Source organism: Agromyces sp. Y558 (assembly GCF_059445415.1).
In genome coordinates, this window is record NZ_JCAIUH010000001.1 from 2,422,425 (window position 1) to 2,436,979 (window position 14,555).

The window sequence follows — 14,555 nt, forward strand, 5'->3', positions numbered from 1 at the left end:
TACGGATACCTCGCGAGGACGAGCCCAGGAGGGCAACATGCAGTTCGGAATCTTCACCGTCAGCGACATCACGCAAGACCCCACGACGGGACGCACGCCGAGCGAGCACGAGCGCATCACCGACGTCGTGAAGATCGCCCAGCATGCCGAAGAGGTGGGCCTCGATGTCTTCGCGCTCGGTGAGCACCACAACCCGCCGTTCTTCTCCTCCTCGCCCACGACGACGCTCGCCTACATCGCGGCGAAGACCTCCACGTTGCAGCTGACGACCTCGACGACCCTCATCACGACGAACGACCCTGTCAAGATCGCCGAAGACTTCGCGATGCTCCAGCACCTGGCCGACGGCCGCGTCGACCTCATGCTGGGCCGCGGCAACACCGGGCCGGTCTACCCGTGGTTCGGCAAGGACATCCGCCAGGGCATCAACCTCGCCCTCGAGAACTACGCCCTCCTGCATCGCCTGTGGCGTGAAGACTCCGTCGACTGGGACGGCCAGTTCCGCACCCCGCTGCAGGGCTTCCAATCGACCCCGAGGCCGCTCGACGACGTGCCGCCGTTCGTCTGGCACGGTTCCATCCGCAGTCCCGAGATCGCCGAGCAGGCCGCCTACTACGGCGACGGATTCTTCGCGAACCACATCTTCTGGCCAGCGTCGCACACGCAGCGCATGGTGGCGCTCTACCGCCAGCGCTTCGAGCACTACGAGCACGGCACCGCCGCCCAGGCGATCGTCGGACTCGGCGGGCAGGTCTTCATGCGCAAGAACTCGCAAGACGCCGTGCGCGAGTTCCGCCCGTACTTCGACAACGCACCCGTCTACGGACACGGCCCGAGCCTCGAGGAATTCACCTCGCAGACTCCGCTCACCGTCGGCAGCCCTCAGGAGGTCATCGACAAGACCCTCGGCTTCCGCGACTACGTCGGCGACTACCAGCGCCAGCTCTTCCTCATGGACCACGCGGGCCTTCCACTGAAGACCGTGCTCGAGCAGCTCGACCTGCTGGGCTCAGAGGTCGTGCCGGTGCTGCGCCGCGAGTTCGCGAAGAACCGCCCGGAGACTGTTCCGGATGCCCCGACGCACGCGTCGCTCGTCACCGCGCGCAACTCCACCGCTGGTCGAGTAGCGAGCGCCAGCGAGCATATCGAGACCCCGAAAGGCGCCGCGTTCGGCGCCGCAGCGGCGAAGGGAGCCTGATGACCACTCGCACCCTGGCCGTCGTCTCGGCAGGGCTGAGCCAGCCCTCCTCGACGCGCATGCTCGCCGACAAGCTCACCGAGGCCACCGTCGCCAAGCTCACCGAGCAGGGCATCGACACGACCGTCGAGACCTTCGAGCTCCGGGATGTCGCGACCGACATCATGAACCACATGCTGACTGGCTTCCCGAGCCCGAAGCTCGAGGCGGTCATCGAGGCCGTGACCGGTGCCGACGGACTCATCGCCGTTACGCCGATCTTCACGACGAGCTATTCGGGGCTCTTCAAGTCGTTCTTCGACGTGGTCGACAGCGCCGCGCTCGCCGGCCTCCCCGTCGTGATCGGCGCCACCGCCGGTACGCCGCGCCATTCGCTCGCGCTCGACTACGCGCTCCGGCCGATGTTCACCTACCTGCACGCGATCGTCACGCCGACGGGCGTCTTCGCCGCGACCGGCGACTGGGGCGAGTCCGCCGACAGCGTGAAGACACTGCCGGCGCGCATCGAGCGGGCTGCAGGTGAGCTCGCGGCGCTCGTCGCGGCGAGCGATCGCTCGACGACGGTGCGTGACCCGTTCGCACTCGACCGTCCGTTCGGCCACCTCATCGGGGGTCTGGCGGGGGAGTGACCTCCTCGTCGGCTGAGACGAGCGAGCCGGGCTCCAGATCGTGCACCGAGTCCTTCGGCATGCCGGCTTGGCCGGTGTCCCACCCGCGAAACCACGGAGCCCACCAGATCGTCGTGCCGGCCACCCACGCGCAGACGACGAACCCGACCCAGGTCTGCGTCTCGATCGTCGATCGGCTGAGGGCCAGCGTCGTGATGATGACGGCGACCGCAGTCGTCACGACGGTGGTCGCGGTCACCGCGAGCAACTGGCGCACTCGCAGCGCCTGAGCGAACAGTGTGAGGGTGAGGGCAGCCGCGACGATCGCCGCGGCGATCGACCGCCAGACGACGTGGTTCCAGGGCTCCGACATTCCCGCTGTGAGCGCATCGAGGCTCGCGGGCAGCACTGCCGTGACCGCGAACGCCGCTGCCGCCAGCACGGCGAGGGCGACCCAGCGCCCGGGTCGGGATCGCCGGGCGGCCGGCACAGTCTGAAGCGCCCGGCTCGTCACCTCCGTCGCCGCCAGCACTGCGATGAGCGACAACCAGAAGGGCACGCCCCAGAGGCCGTAGACGAGGCACGCCGCGGCGAACACGATGAAGAGCACGATCGTGATCCCGACGAGGGTGGAACGCAGGATGGTCGCCCGTCGCTCGGCCGCGGCGATGACCCGGCGCGCCCGGCTCGACTCCTCCGTGTGATTGGCCACGACGAGCCAGTGACGCCGCCACGACGCGGCGGCGCTTGTCAACCGGAACGCCGCGAACGCGGCGACGATGACGAACATCACCCACCTCGACGTCGACGGCCAGGCCAGTGGCGCCGGATCCTCGAGCTCGGGCCAGGCGAGCAGGATGCCGCAGGCGATGATCACGATCGCGAGGATGAGTCGCGGCGGCGAGAGCACCGCGGGAACGAGCGCGAGCAGGGGTCGGATGATCCACTGCAGCACCCGCATCGGCGAAAGCGTGCCGGTGCCGCGCACGAGCGCGGCGGATGCGGAACGCACCACCCGGGAGGCGAGCGCCACGCGATACCCGGAATGCAACGACTCGAGGTCCTGCGTGCCGCGCACGAGCTCCGCGCGCACGGCGTCGGCATCGGCCGATTCGATGGCGTGCTCGTACGGGCGTGCATCGTCTGCGTTCAGTTCGAGGAGGAGCGCATCGTGGACGGTGTGCAGCTCGACATCGGCTTCGATCGCGGTGGGCATCGCGTTGCCCGGGACATCCGGAGCCCGCTCCATGCTGCCGAGCAGTTCGAGCATGCCGGCCGATGCGTCGAGGCGCCCCCACCACCAGTCGTTGCGACGCCACGCCGCACTCAGGAAGCCGGCGAAGTTCGCGATGCGGAGTCCGGCCAGCTTCGACGACGACCGTAGCTCGGCTTCGTCGTCGAGCAGCTTCACGACGCTGTCGCGGTCGAGTTGATCGATCGGTTTGGCCAGCGTCGCCCGATAGCCCTCGAGCAACTGGGCGTCGAACAGGGTTCGATAGAGCCGGGGCGAGGCAGGCTGGGTGTCGGAGCCGATGCGATGGAATCGCACGGTCGACATTGCCGTCGGCATGCCGCTGCCCGCGAAGATGAGCGGAAGATCTCTCGCAGGCAGGTCCACCGACGAAGCGGGCAGGCGGTTCCAGGGCGACTCCAGCCATCCCGACTGTTCGGGAAATCGTTCGAGCACGGCGCTCGCGTCCTGCAGCCAGCGCACGATGCGATCGAGTTCTTCCCAGAGCTCGCGTCGCCGCTCGGGGGCTGCGGCGTTCGCCGTGAGCCACGTCAGCACGAGCCGGCGCGCACGGACGTCGGAGAGCGTGCCCTCGACCTGTGGGATGCCATTGACGGCATCGAGCGTGCGTTCGACAGCCGAGTCCCTGAGATCGCGGGCCTCGCTCATCACGGCATAGAGGCACTCGCGGATCGCAGCTCGCGGGCGCGCCCGGGTGGCGGGTTCATCGCCGACCGCGGCGTCGAAGGCATGCAGCGAGACTGTCCGAAAGCTCTGGTCTTCGATGGCGCGGATCCAGGTGAGCGCGCAGTACGAGGCGTCGACGAGCGTCTGGGAGCCGGCCGGGATCGCGTCGATCGGCACGCCGTCGGGGAGCGTGCCACGACTCAGATCGTCGAGCACGGCGCGAAGCGCCTTCTCGAATCGGCCGATGCTGATGCGATCGAGTGCCCGCCGGGCCGGACGGTCGACGAGATTCGTGCCGAGCGTCCACTCGCCGGGGCGAGTGAAGACCGAGCGCAGGAACGCCGCGTCGGTCGTGGATCGCAGCCGTGCGAACGCCGCGTCATGCGTCAGCGCGGCCGGGCCGTCTGCCGCGACCGGCCCGGCGTCCAGTCGCACCGCGAGCATCTCGTCGCGGCCCTTGACGACGAGCGCGGCGGTGCGTGCGGCATCGACCGCGTCGATCTCGTCTTCACTCGACTCCGACCCGGCGCGCTTGCGCACCGCGGTGAGTATCGGCGACAGGAATCGTGAGAGCGGGTCGTTCCGCGCAGTCGCCGAGTCCGGCGTCAGCTCGGGTGCCGGCCCGTTGTATGCGGTCGCACGGATGAGCCAGTGCGAGGTCTCCTTCGGTGAGGGATCCAGGTAGATCAGCGCCCGGTTCACGTGCTCGTTCGCTGGGATGTTGCGCACAGCCCGAAGCGCGCGGTCGATCGGGATGTTGTCGAGCACGCCGCCGTCGACGACCCGGAACGGATGCGCTCGACCTCGCTCCCGGTGCGCGCTGAAGACGTTGCGCATGTCGGGCGGACTCGTGATGGCGTCGGGGCCGGTGAGCGGCTCCTCGTCGGAATAGATGAGGGCCGGTTCGAACGCCCCAGGGAACGACGACGTTGCGCGAGCCGCGTAGGCGAGGCGCGCGAAGTCCCGCTTCCGCCGGATGTCGGTGGCGCTCTGGCCGGGAATGCCGCGATCGGGTACCGGATCGACGTCGGCCCCGACGAACCGGAAGTGCGCCCGGCCCTCTGCTGCACTCCGTTCGTTCGTGTCCCTCGCGTCGATGAGTGTCGCTGAGAGGTCGACGACGACGTGGGGCACAGCGAGGGCGGGATGCGGCGGATTGACCGCCTTCGGTGCCTGGCCGGCTCCGCCCGGACTCACCGTGCCCGATGCGATGTCGGCGAGGGCACGATCGAGCTCGACCCAGAAGTACTCGTCGCCGCGAAGCACCGAATCGTATGCGGCACGACGCCCCGTCTGCAGCAGACCCCAGGCCGAGCCGGTGCTGAGCCACGTGCCGAGAATTCCCTCGAGTCCGACGCCGGCTCGCTGGGCGACGGCGTACATGACGCCGTTCAGGCCGCCCGCGCTGGCACCGGCGAGCACGTCGTACTCGACCCGGTCGTATCCCCTCGAGCACAGGAGTCGTGCGTAGGCGTCCGCCCGCGCGAGCAGGTGGGCGTCGGCCTCGTGCCCGTTCGGGTGGATGAGCAGCGCTTTCGGACGCGGGTCTCCGTCATCGCGGTAGATGCGGATGCGACGGAGGATGTCGAGTTCGGCGATCGCCCCGCCGATCCACACCGCAAGGCTCACTCCGCCCTTCATCGCCAGTGCGGCCCTCAAGCCTCGTGCGTGGTAGGGCCGTGCCCCCTCGGGGAGGAAGACACGCTGGTTCAGGTCGCTGGGGCCGCCCGGCGCGACCGCGCATCCGGGTTCGGGCGGTGCGAGGTCGATTCCCGCCGGCGCGGGGAAGACACCGTAGCCGCGCTCGGCCTCGCTCTCGGAATCGAGGCGGAGGGTGACGTACTCGTGAAGCAGCGGGTTCGGTGCGGACATCGGCGACTCCTCGACGGAGGTCTTGCGGGCTGGCCACATCGTACCGACGCGGCAGTACGCGCGACCTCAGGGCTCGCACCGATTCCGGCCGGGCGAAACTCGCGCCCACTCGCAAGCCTCCGGCGGCTGTACCTCGAACGGCGTGGCCACGACGCGCTCGTGATCGCCCCTCGATCCAGCCCATCGACCACTCGCTCGACGGCGCCCGCGCCGTGCTGCTGCCGTCGATGCCGCTGCCGAGGTGGAGTGAGGCCCGTTCAGCCGCTCTTGCGTCGGAACTCGCGCTTGTGCTCGGCGGGACCCTGCGTGTGGTTCGCGCCGCCGCCGCCGTCGAGGTGCGCTTCGCCCTCACGCTTCTTGGACGCGTTGTTCTTGCGATCGAGCGCCTCGCGGAACTTGCGCTTCGTCTCCTCGGAGGGGCCCTGTGTGCTCTGCTCGTCGGAACTCATGCATTCGAGTTTGCCACGGATGCCGCGGTCTCGCGCACCACGCGAAGCGGCGCCGACGGCGCGCTGCAGGCGACATCCGCTGTTCGCCGGTCGAAATCGCGCGCTCTGCTAGCATTGAAACGGTGGCTCGATGGGTTGCCGTCGTCTGATGTGCCGTGAACCGGCGCTTGCCTGTACGGGCGCAGACGCACAATCGAATATCGAGCACTGTGTTCGCGATGGGCCCTGTGCTCACTCGAGCACTTGGAGCAGGCCGGCAGGAAGCTGGTCCCCTGTGGTGGATTACCAAGCCGGCCGGTTTGGTGGACTTCTACTGGTGGCCAGCGTGAACGCATCGATCGATGCGATTCGTATTGCCTGTTCCTGCTCCTCTGTATGAGTCGCGCCCACACGGGGTGCGACGGTAAACAAAGGAGACGACCTCTTGGAAGGTCCAGAAATCACGTTCGCCGAAGCCGTCATCGACAATGGCAAGTTCGGCACCCGCACCATCCGCTTCGAGACCGGCCGTCTCGCCCAGCAGTCGCAGGGCTCCGCCGTCGCCTACATCGACGAAGAGACCATGCTGCTCTCGGCGACCTCGGTCTCCAAGCAGCCGAAGGAGCACTTCGACTTCTTCCCGCTCACGATCGACGTCGAAGAGCGTATGTATGCCGCAGGGCGCATCCCGGGCTCGTTCTTCCGTCGCGAGGGTCGCCCCTCGACCGAGGCGATCCTCACCTGCCGCCTGATCGACCGCCCCCTGCGTCCCTCGTTCGTCGAGGGCCTCCGCAACGAGGTGCAGGTCGTCATCACCGTGCTCGCCATCGAGCCCGACGAATACTACGACGTGCTCGCGATCAACGCGGCGTCGCTCTCGACCCAGCTCTCCGGCCTGCCGTTCTCCGGTCCGGTCGGCGGCGTTCGCGTCGCCCTCATCGACGGCCAGTGGGTCGCCTTCCCGAAGTACTCGCAGATCGAAGACGCCGTGTTCAGCATGGTCGTCGCCGGTCGCGTGATCACCGAGGCCGACGGCTCGCAGGATGTCGCGATCATGATGATCGAGGCCGAGGCCACCGACAACGCGTGGAACCTCATTCAGGCAGGCGGGATCAAGCCCGACGAGGCCGTCATCGCGCAGGGCATCGAAGCGTCGAAGCCCTTCATCAAGCAGCTCGTCGAGGCGCAGCAGCACGTCGCGAAGACCGCTGCGAAGCCCACCGCCGACTACCCGACGTTCCCGCCCTACCAGGCGGAGACGAAGAGCGTCGTCGAGGCGTTCGCACTCGAAGAGCTCAAGGGCATCTACAAGATCGCCGAGAAGGTCGCTCGTCAAGACGCCGACGACGCGCTCAAGGCTCGCGCCAAGGAGCACGTCGCAGCGAAGGTCGGAGCGGGCGAGCTGCCCGAGTCGGCCAACGCCGAGGTTTCCGCCGCGTACAAGTCGGTCACGAAGCACGTCGTGCGTTCGCGCGTGCTCGAAGAGGGTGTGCGCATCGACGGCCGCGGGCTCGCCGACATCCGCCCGCTCGACGCAGAGGTGCAGGTCGTGCCTCGCGTGCACGGCTCGGCCATCTTCCAGCGTGGTGAGACCCAGATCCTCGGCGTCACGACGCTGAACATGCTGAAGCTCGAGCAGTCGATCGACTCGCTGAGCCCGGTCACCAAGAAGCGCTACATGCACAACTACAACTTCCCGCCCTACTCGACCGGTGAGACCGGTCGTGTCGGGTCGCCGAAGCGTCGCGAGATCGGGCACGGCGCACTCGCCGAGCGCGCGCTCGTGCCCGTGCTGCCCACGCGTGAAGAGTTCCCCTACGCGATCCGCCAGGTGTCCGAGGCTCTCGGCTCCAACGGCTCGACATCGATGGGCTCGGTCTGCGCCTCGACCCTCGCACTGCTGAACGCGGGTGTGCCGCTGCGCGCTCCCGTCGCCGGCATCGCGATGGGGCTCATCTCCGACACCGTGAACGGCGAGACCCGCTACGCGGCGCTCACCGACATCCTCGGCGCCGAAGACGCCCTCGGCGACATGGACTTCAAGGTCGCCGGCACGTCGGAGTTCGTCACCGCGATCCAGCTCGACACGAAGCTCGACGGCATCCCCGCCTCGGTGCTCGCCGGCGCGCTGACGCAGGCGAAGGACGCCCGCACGACGATCCTCGCCGTGCTGAACGCGGCGATCGACGGTCCCGACGAGATGGCCCCGACCGCGCCCCGCGTGATCTCGGTGCAGATCCCCGTCGACAAGATCGGTGAGCTGATCGGCCCGAAGGGCAAGACGATCAACGCGATCCAGGATGAGACCGGCGCCGACATCTCCATCGAGGAGGACGGCACCGTCTACATCGGCGCGACCGACGGTCCGTCGGCCGAGGCAGCCCGCGCCCAGGTCAACGCGATCGCGAACCCGACGAACCCCGAGGCCGGCGAGCAGTTCCTCGGAACCGTCGTCAAGATCGCCGCGTTCGGTGCGTTCGTCTCGCTGCTCCCGGGCAAAGACGGCCTGCTGCACATCTCCGAGGTGCGCAAGCTCGCCGGTGGCAAGCGCGTCGAGAACGTCGACGACGTGCTCGCCGTCGGACAGAAGATCCTCGTCGAGATCACGAAGATCGACGACCGCGGCAAGCTCTCACTCGCCCCGGTGATGGCCGAAGATGCCGACACCAGCGGTCGCGAGACCGACGGCACGCACGCCGAGGCTCCGGCCGAGGGTGCCGACGTCGACGCGTAGTTCGCGCCGGTTCGTCGCCTGAGCGACGACACGCGGATGCCCCGCCCGACACGTTCGGGCGGGGCATCCGTCGGTTTACGGGGCATCCGTCGTCTCAGCAGTCGTCGACATGTGCACAATCCGGGGTGCGGAGGTGTCGCGGTCGCGAGACGCCGCGCTCGGACCCGATACGCCGCAGGCCGACCTGAATTGCGCGCACCCGCAGCAGGGCGGGGGAGAACGTCCGGTCGATGTCGATCTCAGTGTCAGCTCACCGGGGGTAGCCCGGCGCGCCGCATCGACTCCGCGTTGTCGGCGACGGCGCGGCGCGCCTCGCCTCGAAGCGCGATGAGTTGCGTGAGTTCGTCGCGTGTCGGGCGGGCGGACGCGCGACGTGCGCCCCAGCTCTCGAGCGCGCGGCCAGCACGGACGGCGAGGCCGGGCACCCCGGCGGGGAAGACGGGGCGGGAGGTGGGGCCTCCCAACGTTGCGGTGTTCATGATGTTTCCTTCTCGGTCGGTGCGGGAGTGAGCTCGCCCCGCACGAGTGGGAACGCGTTGATGTGGAGCTGCACCGGGCGCGCGCCCGGTGTCGGTGTGCGCTTGTAGGCGTCGAGGTACCTCTTGAGAACGACGTCGAGATCGACGACGAGCGCATGCAGTTGCTCGGCCGTCAGGCGCACGTTGATCGTGTCCGAGGTGGCGACGTCGAGCCACTCGGCTCCGAAGACGTGTTCTCCCTCGGCGAGGTACTCGTGGAAGTTCCGTTCGCGGGTGCGGTACCACTCGTCTTCCAACATACGCACCGCGAGCCGTTCGGCGCTGCCTGGCGGCAGCCTCCGGGCATCCGGGACCGTGATCGCCCCCGGTCGGCGCTCCCACCAGCGCTCGCGACCCTTGCCCCGGGTCTCGTCTTCGCGTACGAGACCCGCGCGCTCGAGCTGGCGCAAGTGGTAGCTCGTTGCGCCGCTGGACTCGTCGAGACGCGCGGCGAGGCCACTGGCGGTGAACGGCCCGTACGCCGAGAGCTCGTCGTAGATGCGCACACGGAGCGGGTGGGCGAGGCTCTTCAGGCTCGAGCTCGTGAGCATATGGTCGACGCCCGGGTGCCGCGTGCTGCTCGGCTGTCTTTCGAGGTCGTCGCCGTTCGTGTCATCCATGTTGCAAAGATAGCGTTGCAAAGAAACCTTTGCAAGGGTTTCTTTGCAACATGTCGATCACCGCTCGAGCAGTGGCCCAAGTCGGTAGGGGATGAGCTCGCCCATCGCGAGCGAGGTCTCGGTGCGCTCGACGCCGTCGATCGCGAGGATCTCGCCGTCGATGCGGAAGAGGTCGTGCGCGTCACGACAGACGACGCGCACCAGCAGGTCGATCGACCCCGAGAGGCCATGCGCCTGGATCACCTCGGGGATGCGGCCGATCTCGTCGACGACGTCGCCAAGGAGCTTCTGGCGCACGTGCACGGCGATGAACGCCTCGATCGGGTAGCCGAGCGGCGCCGGATCCATGCTGCGCTCGAACGACAGAAAGGCACCGGATGCCTCGAGCCGCGCCATGCGCGCCTGCACCGTGTTGCGCGAGAGGCCGAGCCCGTCGGCGAGTGCGACCACCGTCGCGCGAGGGTCGGGGGCGAGGGCGATGAGCAGCGCCTTGTCAACGGCGTCGTAACCGGTCATAATGCCACACGATAGCACTCAGATGCGCGCATGAACCGTGCAACATGCTCAACATGTCACAGGCTGGTTGAGCTGTGTGCCAGATCCACGTACGATCTGGGTATCCGGCAGAGCCGCCGGGCGCGGGCAGCCCACGAAGCGAGCCCGCCGACAGCGAGGATCGACGATGACCCCATCCGACCGAGACGCCACCGGGCTCCTCACGCAGCGCGAGTTCACCCGGCCAGACGACTTCGTGCAGCTCGTCAGCCCGACCGGCGAGCGCCGTTCGAACGCGGACTTCGACCCGTGGGTCGCCGATGTCGACCTCGAGGCCCTCGGCCGCCTCTACCGTGACATGGCGATCGTGCGGCGCATCGACACCGAGGCGACCGCGCTGCAACGGCAGGGCGAGCTCGGACTCTGGCCGCCGCTCGCCGGCCAGGAGGCGGCGCAGATCGGCTCCGGGCGTGCACTCCGCGACGATGACTTCATCTTCTCCAGCTATCGCGAGCACGCGCTCGCCTGGTGCCGCGGAGTGCAGCCGGCCGAGCTCCTCTCGGTGTGGCGAGGAACCGCGGCCTCGGGCTGGAACCCGTACGAGCACGGCATGGCCGTGCCTCAGATCATCATCGGCGCGCAGGCGCTGCACGCCACCGGCTATGCCATGGGCGCGGCTTGGGAGGGCACCGACACCGCAGCCGTCGCCTACTTCGGCGACGGCGCCACGAGCGAGGGCGACGTCAACGAGGCCCTTGTGTTCGCCGCCAGCTTCGACGCGCCGGTCGTGTTCTTCTGCCAGAACAACCAGTGGGCCATCTCCGAGCCCGTCGGCCTGCAGTCGAAGCAGCATCTCGCGCGTCGAGCCGATGGCTTCGGCATGCCGGGCGTGCGCGTCGACGGCAACGACGTGCTGGCCGTGCTCGCGGCGACCCGCATCGCCCTCGACCGCGCGCGACGGGGCGAAGGGCCCACGTTCATCGAGGCGGTGACCTATCGCATGGGCCCGCACACGACGGCCGACGACCCCAAGCGGTACCGCACCGACGACGAGCTCGCCGAGTGGAGCGGGCGCGATCCGCTGTCGCGCGTGCTCGCGCTGCTCGAGGCATCCGGCGTCGACATCGCGAGCCTCGAACGCGACGTCACGGCCGAGGCCGACCGCGCCGCCGCCGAGCTTCGCGCCGCCATCACGACGATCACCGATCCCGAGCCGTTGACGGTCTTCGACCACGTGTACGCAGAGCCCAACAGCCACCTCGAGCGGCAGCGCGAGCACTACACGCGCTACCTCGCGATGTTCGACGCTGCGTCGACGGAGGGCAGTGGGGATGCCGCGGCATCCGTCACCGCCGAAGGAGACACACGATGACCACACTCACGCTTGCAAAGGCGCTCAACTCAGGTCTTCGTCGCGCGCTCGCCGACGACGACAAGGTCGTGCTCATGGGCGAGGACATCGGCACGCTCGGCGGGGTCTTCCGCGTCACCGACGGCCTGAAGTCCGAGTTCGGGGCGAAGCGGGTCGTTGACACGCCGCTCTCCGAGGCAGGCATCGTCGGCACGGCGGTGGGGCTCGCGTATCGCGGCTTCCGCCCGGTCGTCGAGATCCAGTTCGACGGCTTCATCTACCCGGGCTTCGACCAGATCGTCGCCCAGGTCGCGAAGCTGCACTACCGCTCTCGCGGCAACGTGCGCATGCCGATCACGATCCGCGTGCCGTTCGGCGGCGGCATCGGCGCGGCCGAGCACCACTCCGAGTCGCCCGAGGCGTACTTCGCGCATACCGCGGGCCTGCGCGTCGTCGCGTGCTCGAATCCCGCCGACGCCTACGTGATGATCCGTCAGGCCATCGCGAGTGACGACCCCGTGCTCTTCTTCGAACCGAAGCGGCGCTACCACGTGAAGGGAGAGGTCGACGAGGCGGCGAGCCTCGCCGACGCCCGACCCATGGGCGTCGCGACCACCGTCACCACGGGCGCCGACGTCACGCTCGTGACGTACGGCGCGCTCGTGCAGACCGCGCGCGACGCAGCGATCGCTGCCGCCGAGGACGGCGTTTCGATCGAGGTCATCGACCTGCGTTCGCTCGCGCCGGTCGACTACGCGACCGTCGAGGCTTCGGTGCGCCGCACCGGCCGCCTCGTCATCACCCACGAAGCGGGGCAGCAGGGCGGCGTCGGCGCCGAGCTCGCGGCCTCGATCACCGAGCGCTGCTTCGAGTTCCTCGAGGCCGCGCCAGTGCGGGTCACCGGCCATGACATCCCGTATCCGCCGGCGAAGCTCGAGCGCCACCACCTGCCCGACCTCGATCGCATCCTCGACGGCGTCGACCGGGTCCTCGGGCGACCGAACTCGATGAGCGGGGCGACGGCGTGAGCACGATGATCAGAGCCTTCGCACTGCCCGACCTCGGCGAGGGCCTCACCGAGTCCGAGGTCGTCGCCTGGCGGGTCGCCGTCGGCGACCGCGTCGAACTCAACCAGATCATCGCCGACGTCGAGACCGCCAAGGCCGTGGTCGAGCTGCCGTCGCCGTTCGCTGGCGTCGTCACGGCGTTGCACGCGGCAGAGGGTGAGACCGTCGAGGTGGGCGCGCCGTTGTTCTCGTGCGACACGGGGGAGTCCGACGCTGCCGCGGTGACGGATGCCTCGACCGCCACGCAGACGTCGATGCCGAAGTCGCCCGAGGCCAGCTCCGAAAGCGCTGCGTCCGATCCCGCGCCCGGCCCGAACCTCGTGGGCTACGGCGCCGCAGCGGAGTCGGGACCGAAGCGGCGCGCACGTCGCACGGCGCTCGTCGACGATCTCGTTCCGCCGCTGCCCGAGATGGCCGGGGTGCCCGCTGATGCCGCCCCCGACGCATCCGCGTCGCCGGCCGATGCGGCCCGTCAGGCCGAGCGTCCACGCTCGACGCCGCCAGTGCGCAAGCTCGCCCGCGACCTCGGCATCGACCTCGAGACGATCACGGGCACCGGGGAGCGCGGACTGATCACGCGCGACGACGTCGAACGCGCGGCGTCCGGTCTCGCGATGCCGGTGCCCGACGACGTCTCGTCGCTCACTCCAGCGGGCTCGGTCGACGCGCCAGCGGAGACCCGCATCCCGATCAAGGGCGTGCGCAAGCACACCGCGGCGGCGATGGTTCGAAGCGCGTTCACGGCGCCGCACGTGACCGAGTTCCTTACCGTCGATGTGACGGCGACGATGGAGCTCCTCCGCGGCATCCGTGAAGATCGCGACCTCGCCAGGCACAAGGTGACCCCGCTCACGGTCGTCGCGAAGGCCGTGTGCCTCGCCGCCCGCCGCACGCCCGAAGTCAACTCGCGATGGGACGAGGACGCGCAGGAGATCGTTCGCTTCGACGGTGTCAACCTCGGCATCGCCGCGGCGACCGAGCGGGGACTCGTGGTGCCGAACGTCAAGGGCGCGGGGCGCATGACGCTCATCGAGCTCGCTGACGCGATCGCCGCGCTTGCCGAGACCGCGCGTGCGGGCCGCACGACCCCCGCTGAGCTCACCGGCGGCACGATCTCGATCACGAACATCGGGGTGTTCGGAATCGACGCGGGCACGCCCATCCTCAACCCGGGCGAGGCGGCCATCCTCGCGATGGGGGCGGTGCGCCGCCAGCCGTGGGAGCACCGCGGCGAGATCGCGTTGCGCGAGTTGATGACGCTGAGTCTCTCGTTCGACCATCGTCTCGTCGACGGAGCGCAGGGGTCCCGGTTCCTCGCCGATATCGGCACGATCCTTCGTGAGCCGGGCCGCGCGCTGACCATGGCCTGAGAGTGGGCGTCGGCACCCTCTGGCGCAATCGACGCGGCGGCGGGAGGATGGACACATGGACGAACGCACCATCCTCTCGCCCGCCGACACTGCCGACGGGCTCGCCGGAACGGCCTTCATCCACGTCAAGGATCATTTGGTTGCCGAATATGCGACAGACGATTTCGCGAGCGCGGTGCGGCTCCTCGATGCCGTGGCGGTCGTCGCCGACGAGCTGAACCATCACCCCGATGTGCGGCTGGGCTGGGGCCGTGTCGAGTTCGAACTGACCTCGCACGATGTTGGCGGTGTCACCCCGCGTGACGTGTCACTCGCGCAACGCATCGGCGTGCTCGCGGCCGAGCAGGGCGCGCGCACCGCCAACTGAGCGCGCCGC

General features: G+C 69.0%; 12 protein-coding genes. 7 read left to right on the forward strand and 5 right to left on the reverse strand.

Features of this window, described 5'->3' with window-relative positions:
- Positions 1 to 37: 37 nt before the first annotated feature.
- On the forward strand, positions 38 to 1,198 hold the full coding sequence (locus AC1C2T_RS11295) for an LLM class flavin-dependent oxidoreductase (RefSeq protein ID WP_495385310.1): 1,161 nt from the start codon (positions 38 to 40) through the stop codon (positions 1,196 to 1,198).
- Positions 1,198 to 1,827, forward strand: a complete 630-nt coding sequence (locus AC1C2T_RS11300) for an FMN reductase (RefSeq protein WP_495385311.1) — start codon at positions 1,198 to 1,200, stop codon at positions 1,825 to 1,827. The genes AC1C2T_RS11295 and AC1C2T_RS11300 overlap by 1 nt, the downstream gene beginning before the upstream one ends.
- On the opposite strand, the gene AC1C2T_RS11305 is transcribed toward AC1C2T_RS11300, so the two are convergent.
- Together AC1C2T_RS11305 and AC1C2T_RS11310 are read right to left on the reverse strand one after the other, a co-directional pair.
- Positions 1,802 to 5,596, reverse strand: a complete 3,795-nt coding sequence (locus AC1C2T_RS11305) for a DUF3376 domain-containing protein (protein ID WP_495385312.1) — start codon at positions 5,594 to 5,596, stop codon at positions 1,802 to 1,804. The two genes, AC1C2T_RS11300 and AC1C2T_RS11305, sit on opposite strands and share 26 nt — an antisense overlap.
- A 257-nt stretch (positions 5,597 to 5,853) precedes the next feature.
- The gene (locus tag AC1C2T_RS11310) at positions 5,854 to 6,045 is read right to left on the reverse strand and encodes a DUF5302 domain-containing protein (protein ID WP_495362655.1); all 192 of its coding nucleotides are present in this window, start codon (positions 6,043 to 6,045) and stop codon (positions 5,854 to 5,856) included.
- Positions 6,046 to 6,469: 424 nt separating this feature from the next.
- Between AC1C2T_RS11310 and AC1C2T_RS11315 the strand changes: the two genes are divergently transcribed.
- Complete coding sequence (locus AC1C2T_RS11315) at positions 6,470 to 8,758, forward strand: polyribonucleotide nucleotidyltransferase (RefSeq protein ID WP_495362656.1); 2,289 nt, start codon at positions 6,470 to 6,472, stop codon at positions 8,756 to 8,758.
- A 245-nt stretch (positions 8,759 to 9,003) separates the two neighbouring features.
- Here the strand turns inward: AC1C2T_RS11315 and AC1C2T_RS11320 are convergent, their stop codons facing one another.
- Genes AC1C2T_RS11320 through AC1C2T_RS11330 form a run of 3 tightly spaced genes read right to left on the reverse strand, consistent with a single transcriptional unit; the run spans position 9,004 to position 10,412 of the window.
- Entirely contained in the window at positions 9,004 to 9,237 is a 234-nt protein-coding gene (locus AC1C2T_RS11320; RefSeq protein ID WP_495385313.1) for a hypothetical protein, read from the reverse strand.
- Entirely contained in the window at positions 9,234 to 9,896 is a 663-nt protein-coding gene (locus AC1C2T_RS11325; protein WP_495385314.1) for an ArsR/SmtB family transcription factor, read from the reverse strand. The genes AC1C2T_RS11320 and AC1C2T_RS11325 overlap by 4 nt, the downstream gene beginning before the upstream one ends.
- 57 nt (positions 9,897 to 9,953) lie before the next feature.
- Positions 9,954 to 10,412: an Lrp/AsnC family transcriptional regulator gene (locus AC1C2T_RS11330; RefSeq protein WP_495362659.1), complete on the reverse strand. Its 459-nt coding sequence runs from the start codon at positions 10,410 to 10,412 to the stop codon at positions 9,954 to 9,956.
- A gap of 166 nt (positions 10,413 to 10,578) precedes the next feature.
- On the opposite strand from AC1C2T_RS11330, the gene pdhA reads away from it, so the two are divergent.
- From pdhA to AC1C2T_RS11350, 4 genes are read left to right on the forward strand one after another with little or no spacing between them, the layout of a single operon-like run.
- Positions 10,579 to 11,763: a pyruvate dehydrogenase (acetyl-transferring) E1 component subunit alpha gene (gene pdhA / locus AC1C2T_RS11335; protein ID WP_495385315.1), complete on the forward strand. Its 1,185-nt coding sequence runs from the start codon at positions 10,579 to 10,581 to the stop codon at positions 11,761 to 11,763.
- Positions 11,760 to 12,770 carry an alpha-ketoacid dehydrogenase subunit beta gene (locus AC1C2T_RS11340; protein ID WP_495362661.1) on the forward strand — a complete coding sequence of 337 codons (1,011 nt, stop codon included), beginning with the start codon at positions 11,760 to 11,762 and terminating at the stop codon, positions 12,768 to 12,770. The genes pdhA and AC1C2T_RS11340 overlap by 4 nt, the downstream gene beginning before the upstream one ends.
- 5 nt (positions 12,771 to 12,775) lie before the next feature.
- The gene (locus AC1C2T_RS11345; RefSeq protein WP_495385418.1) at positions 12,776 to 14,179 is read left to right on the forward strand and encodes a dihydrolipoamide acetyltransferase family protein; all 1,404 of its coding nucleotides are present in this window, start codon (positions 12,776 to 12,778) and stop codon (positions 14,177 to 14,179) included.
- A gap of 55 nt (positions 14,180 to 14,234) precedes the next feature.
- Positions 14,235 to 14,546, forward strand: a complete 312-nt coding sequence (locus AC1C2T_RS11350) for a 4a-hydroxytetrahydrobiopterin dehydratase (protein ID WP_495362662.1) — start codon at positions 14,235 to 14,237, stop codon at positions 14,544 to 14,546.
- Positions 14,547 to 14,555: the final 9 nt, after the last annotated feature.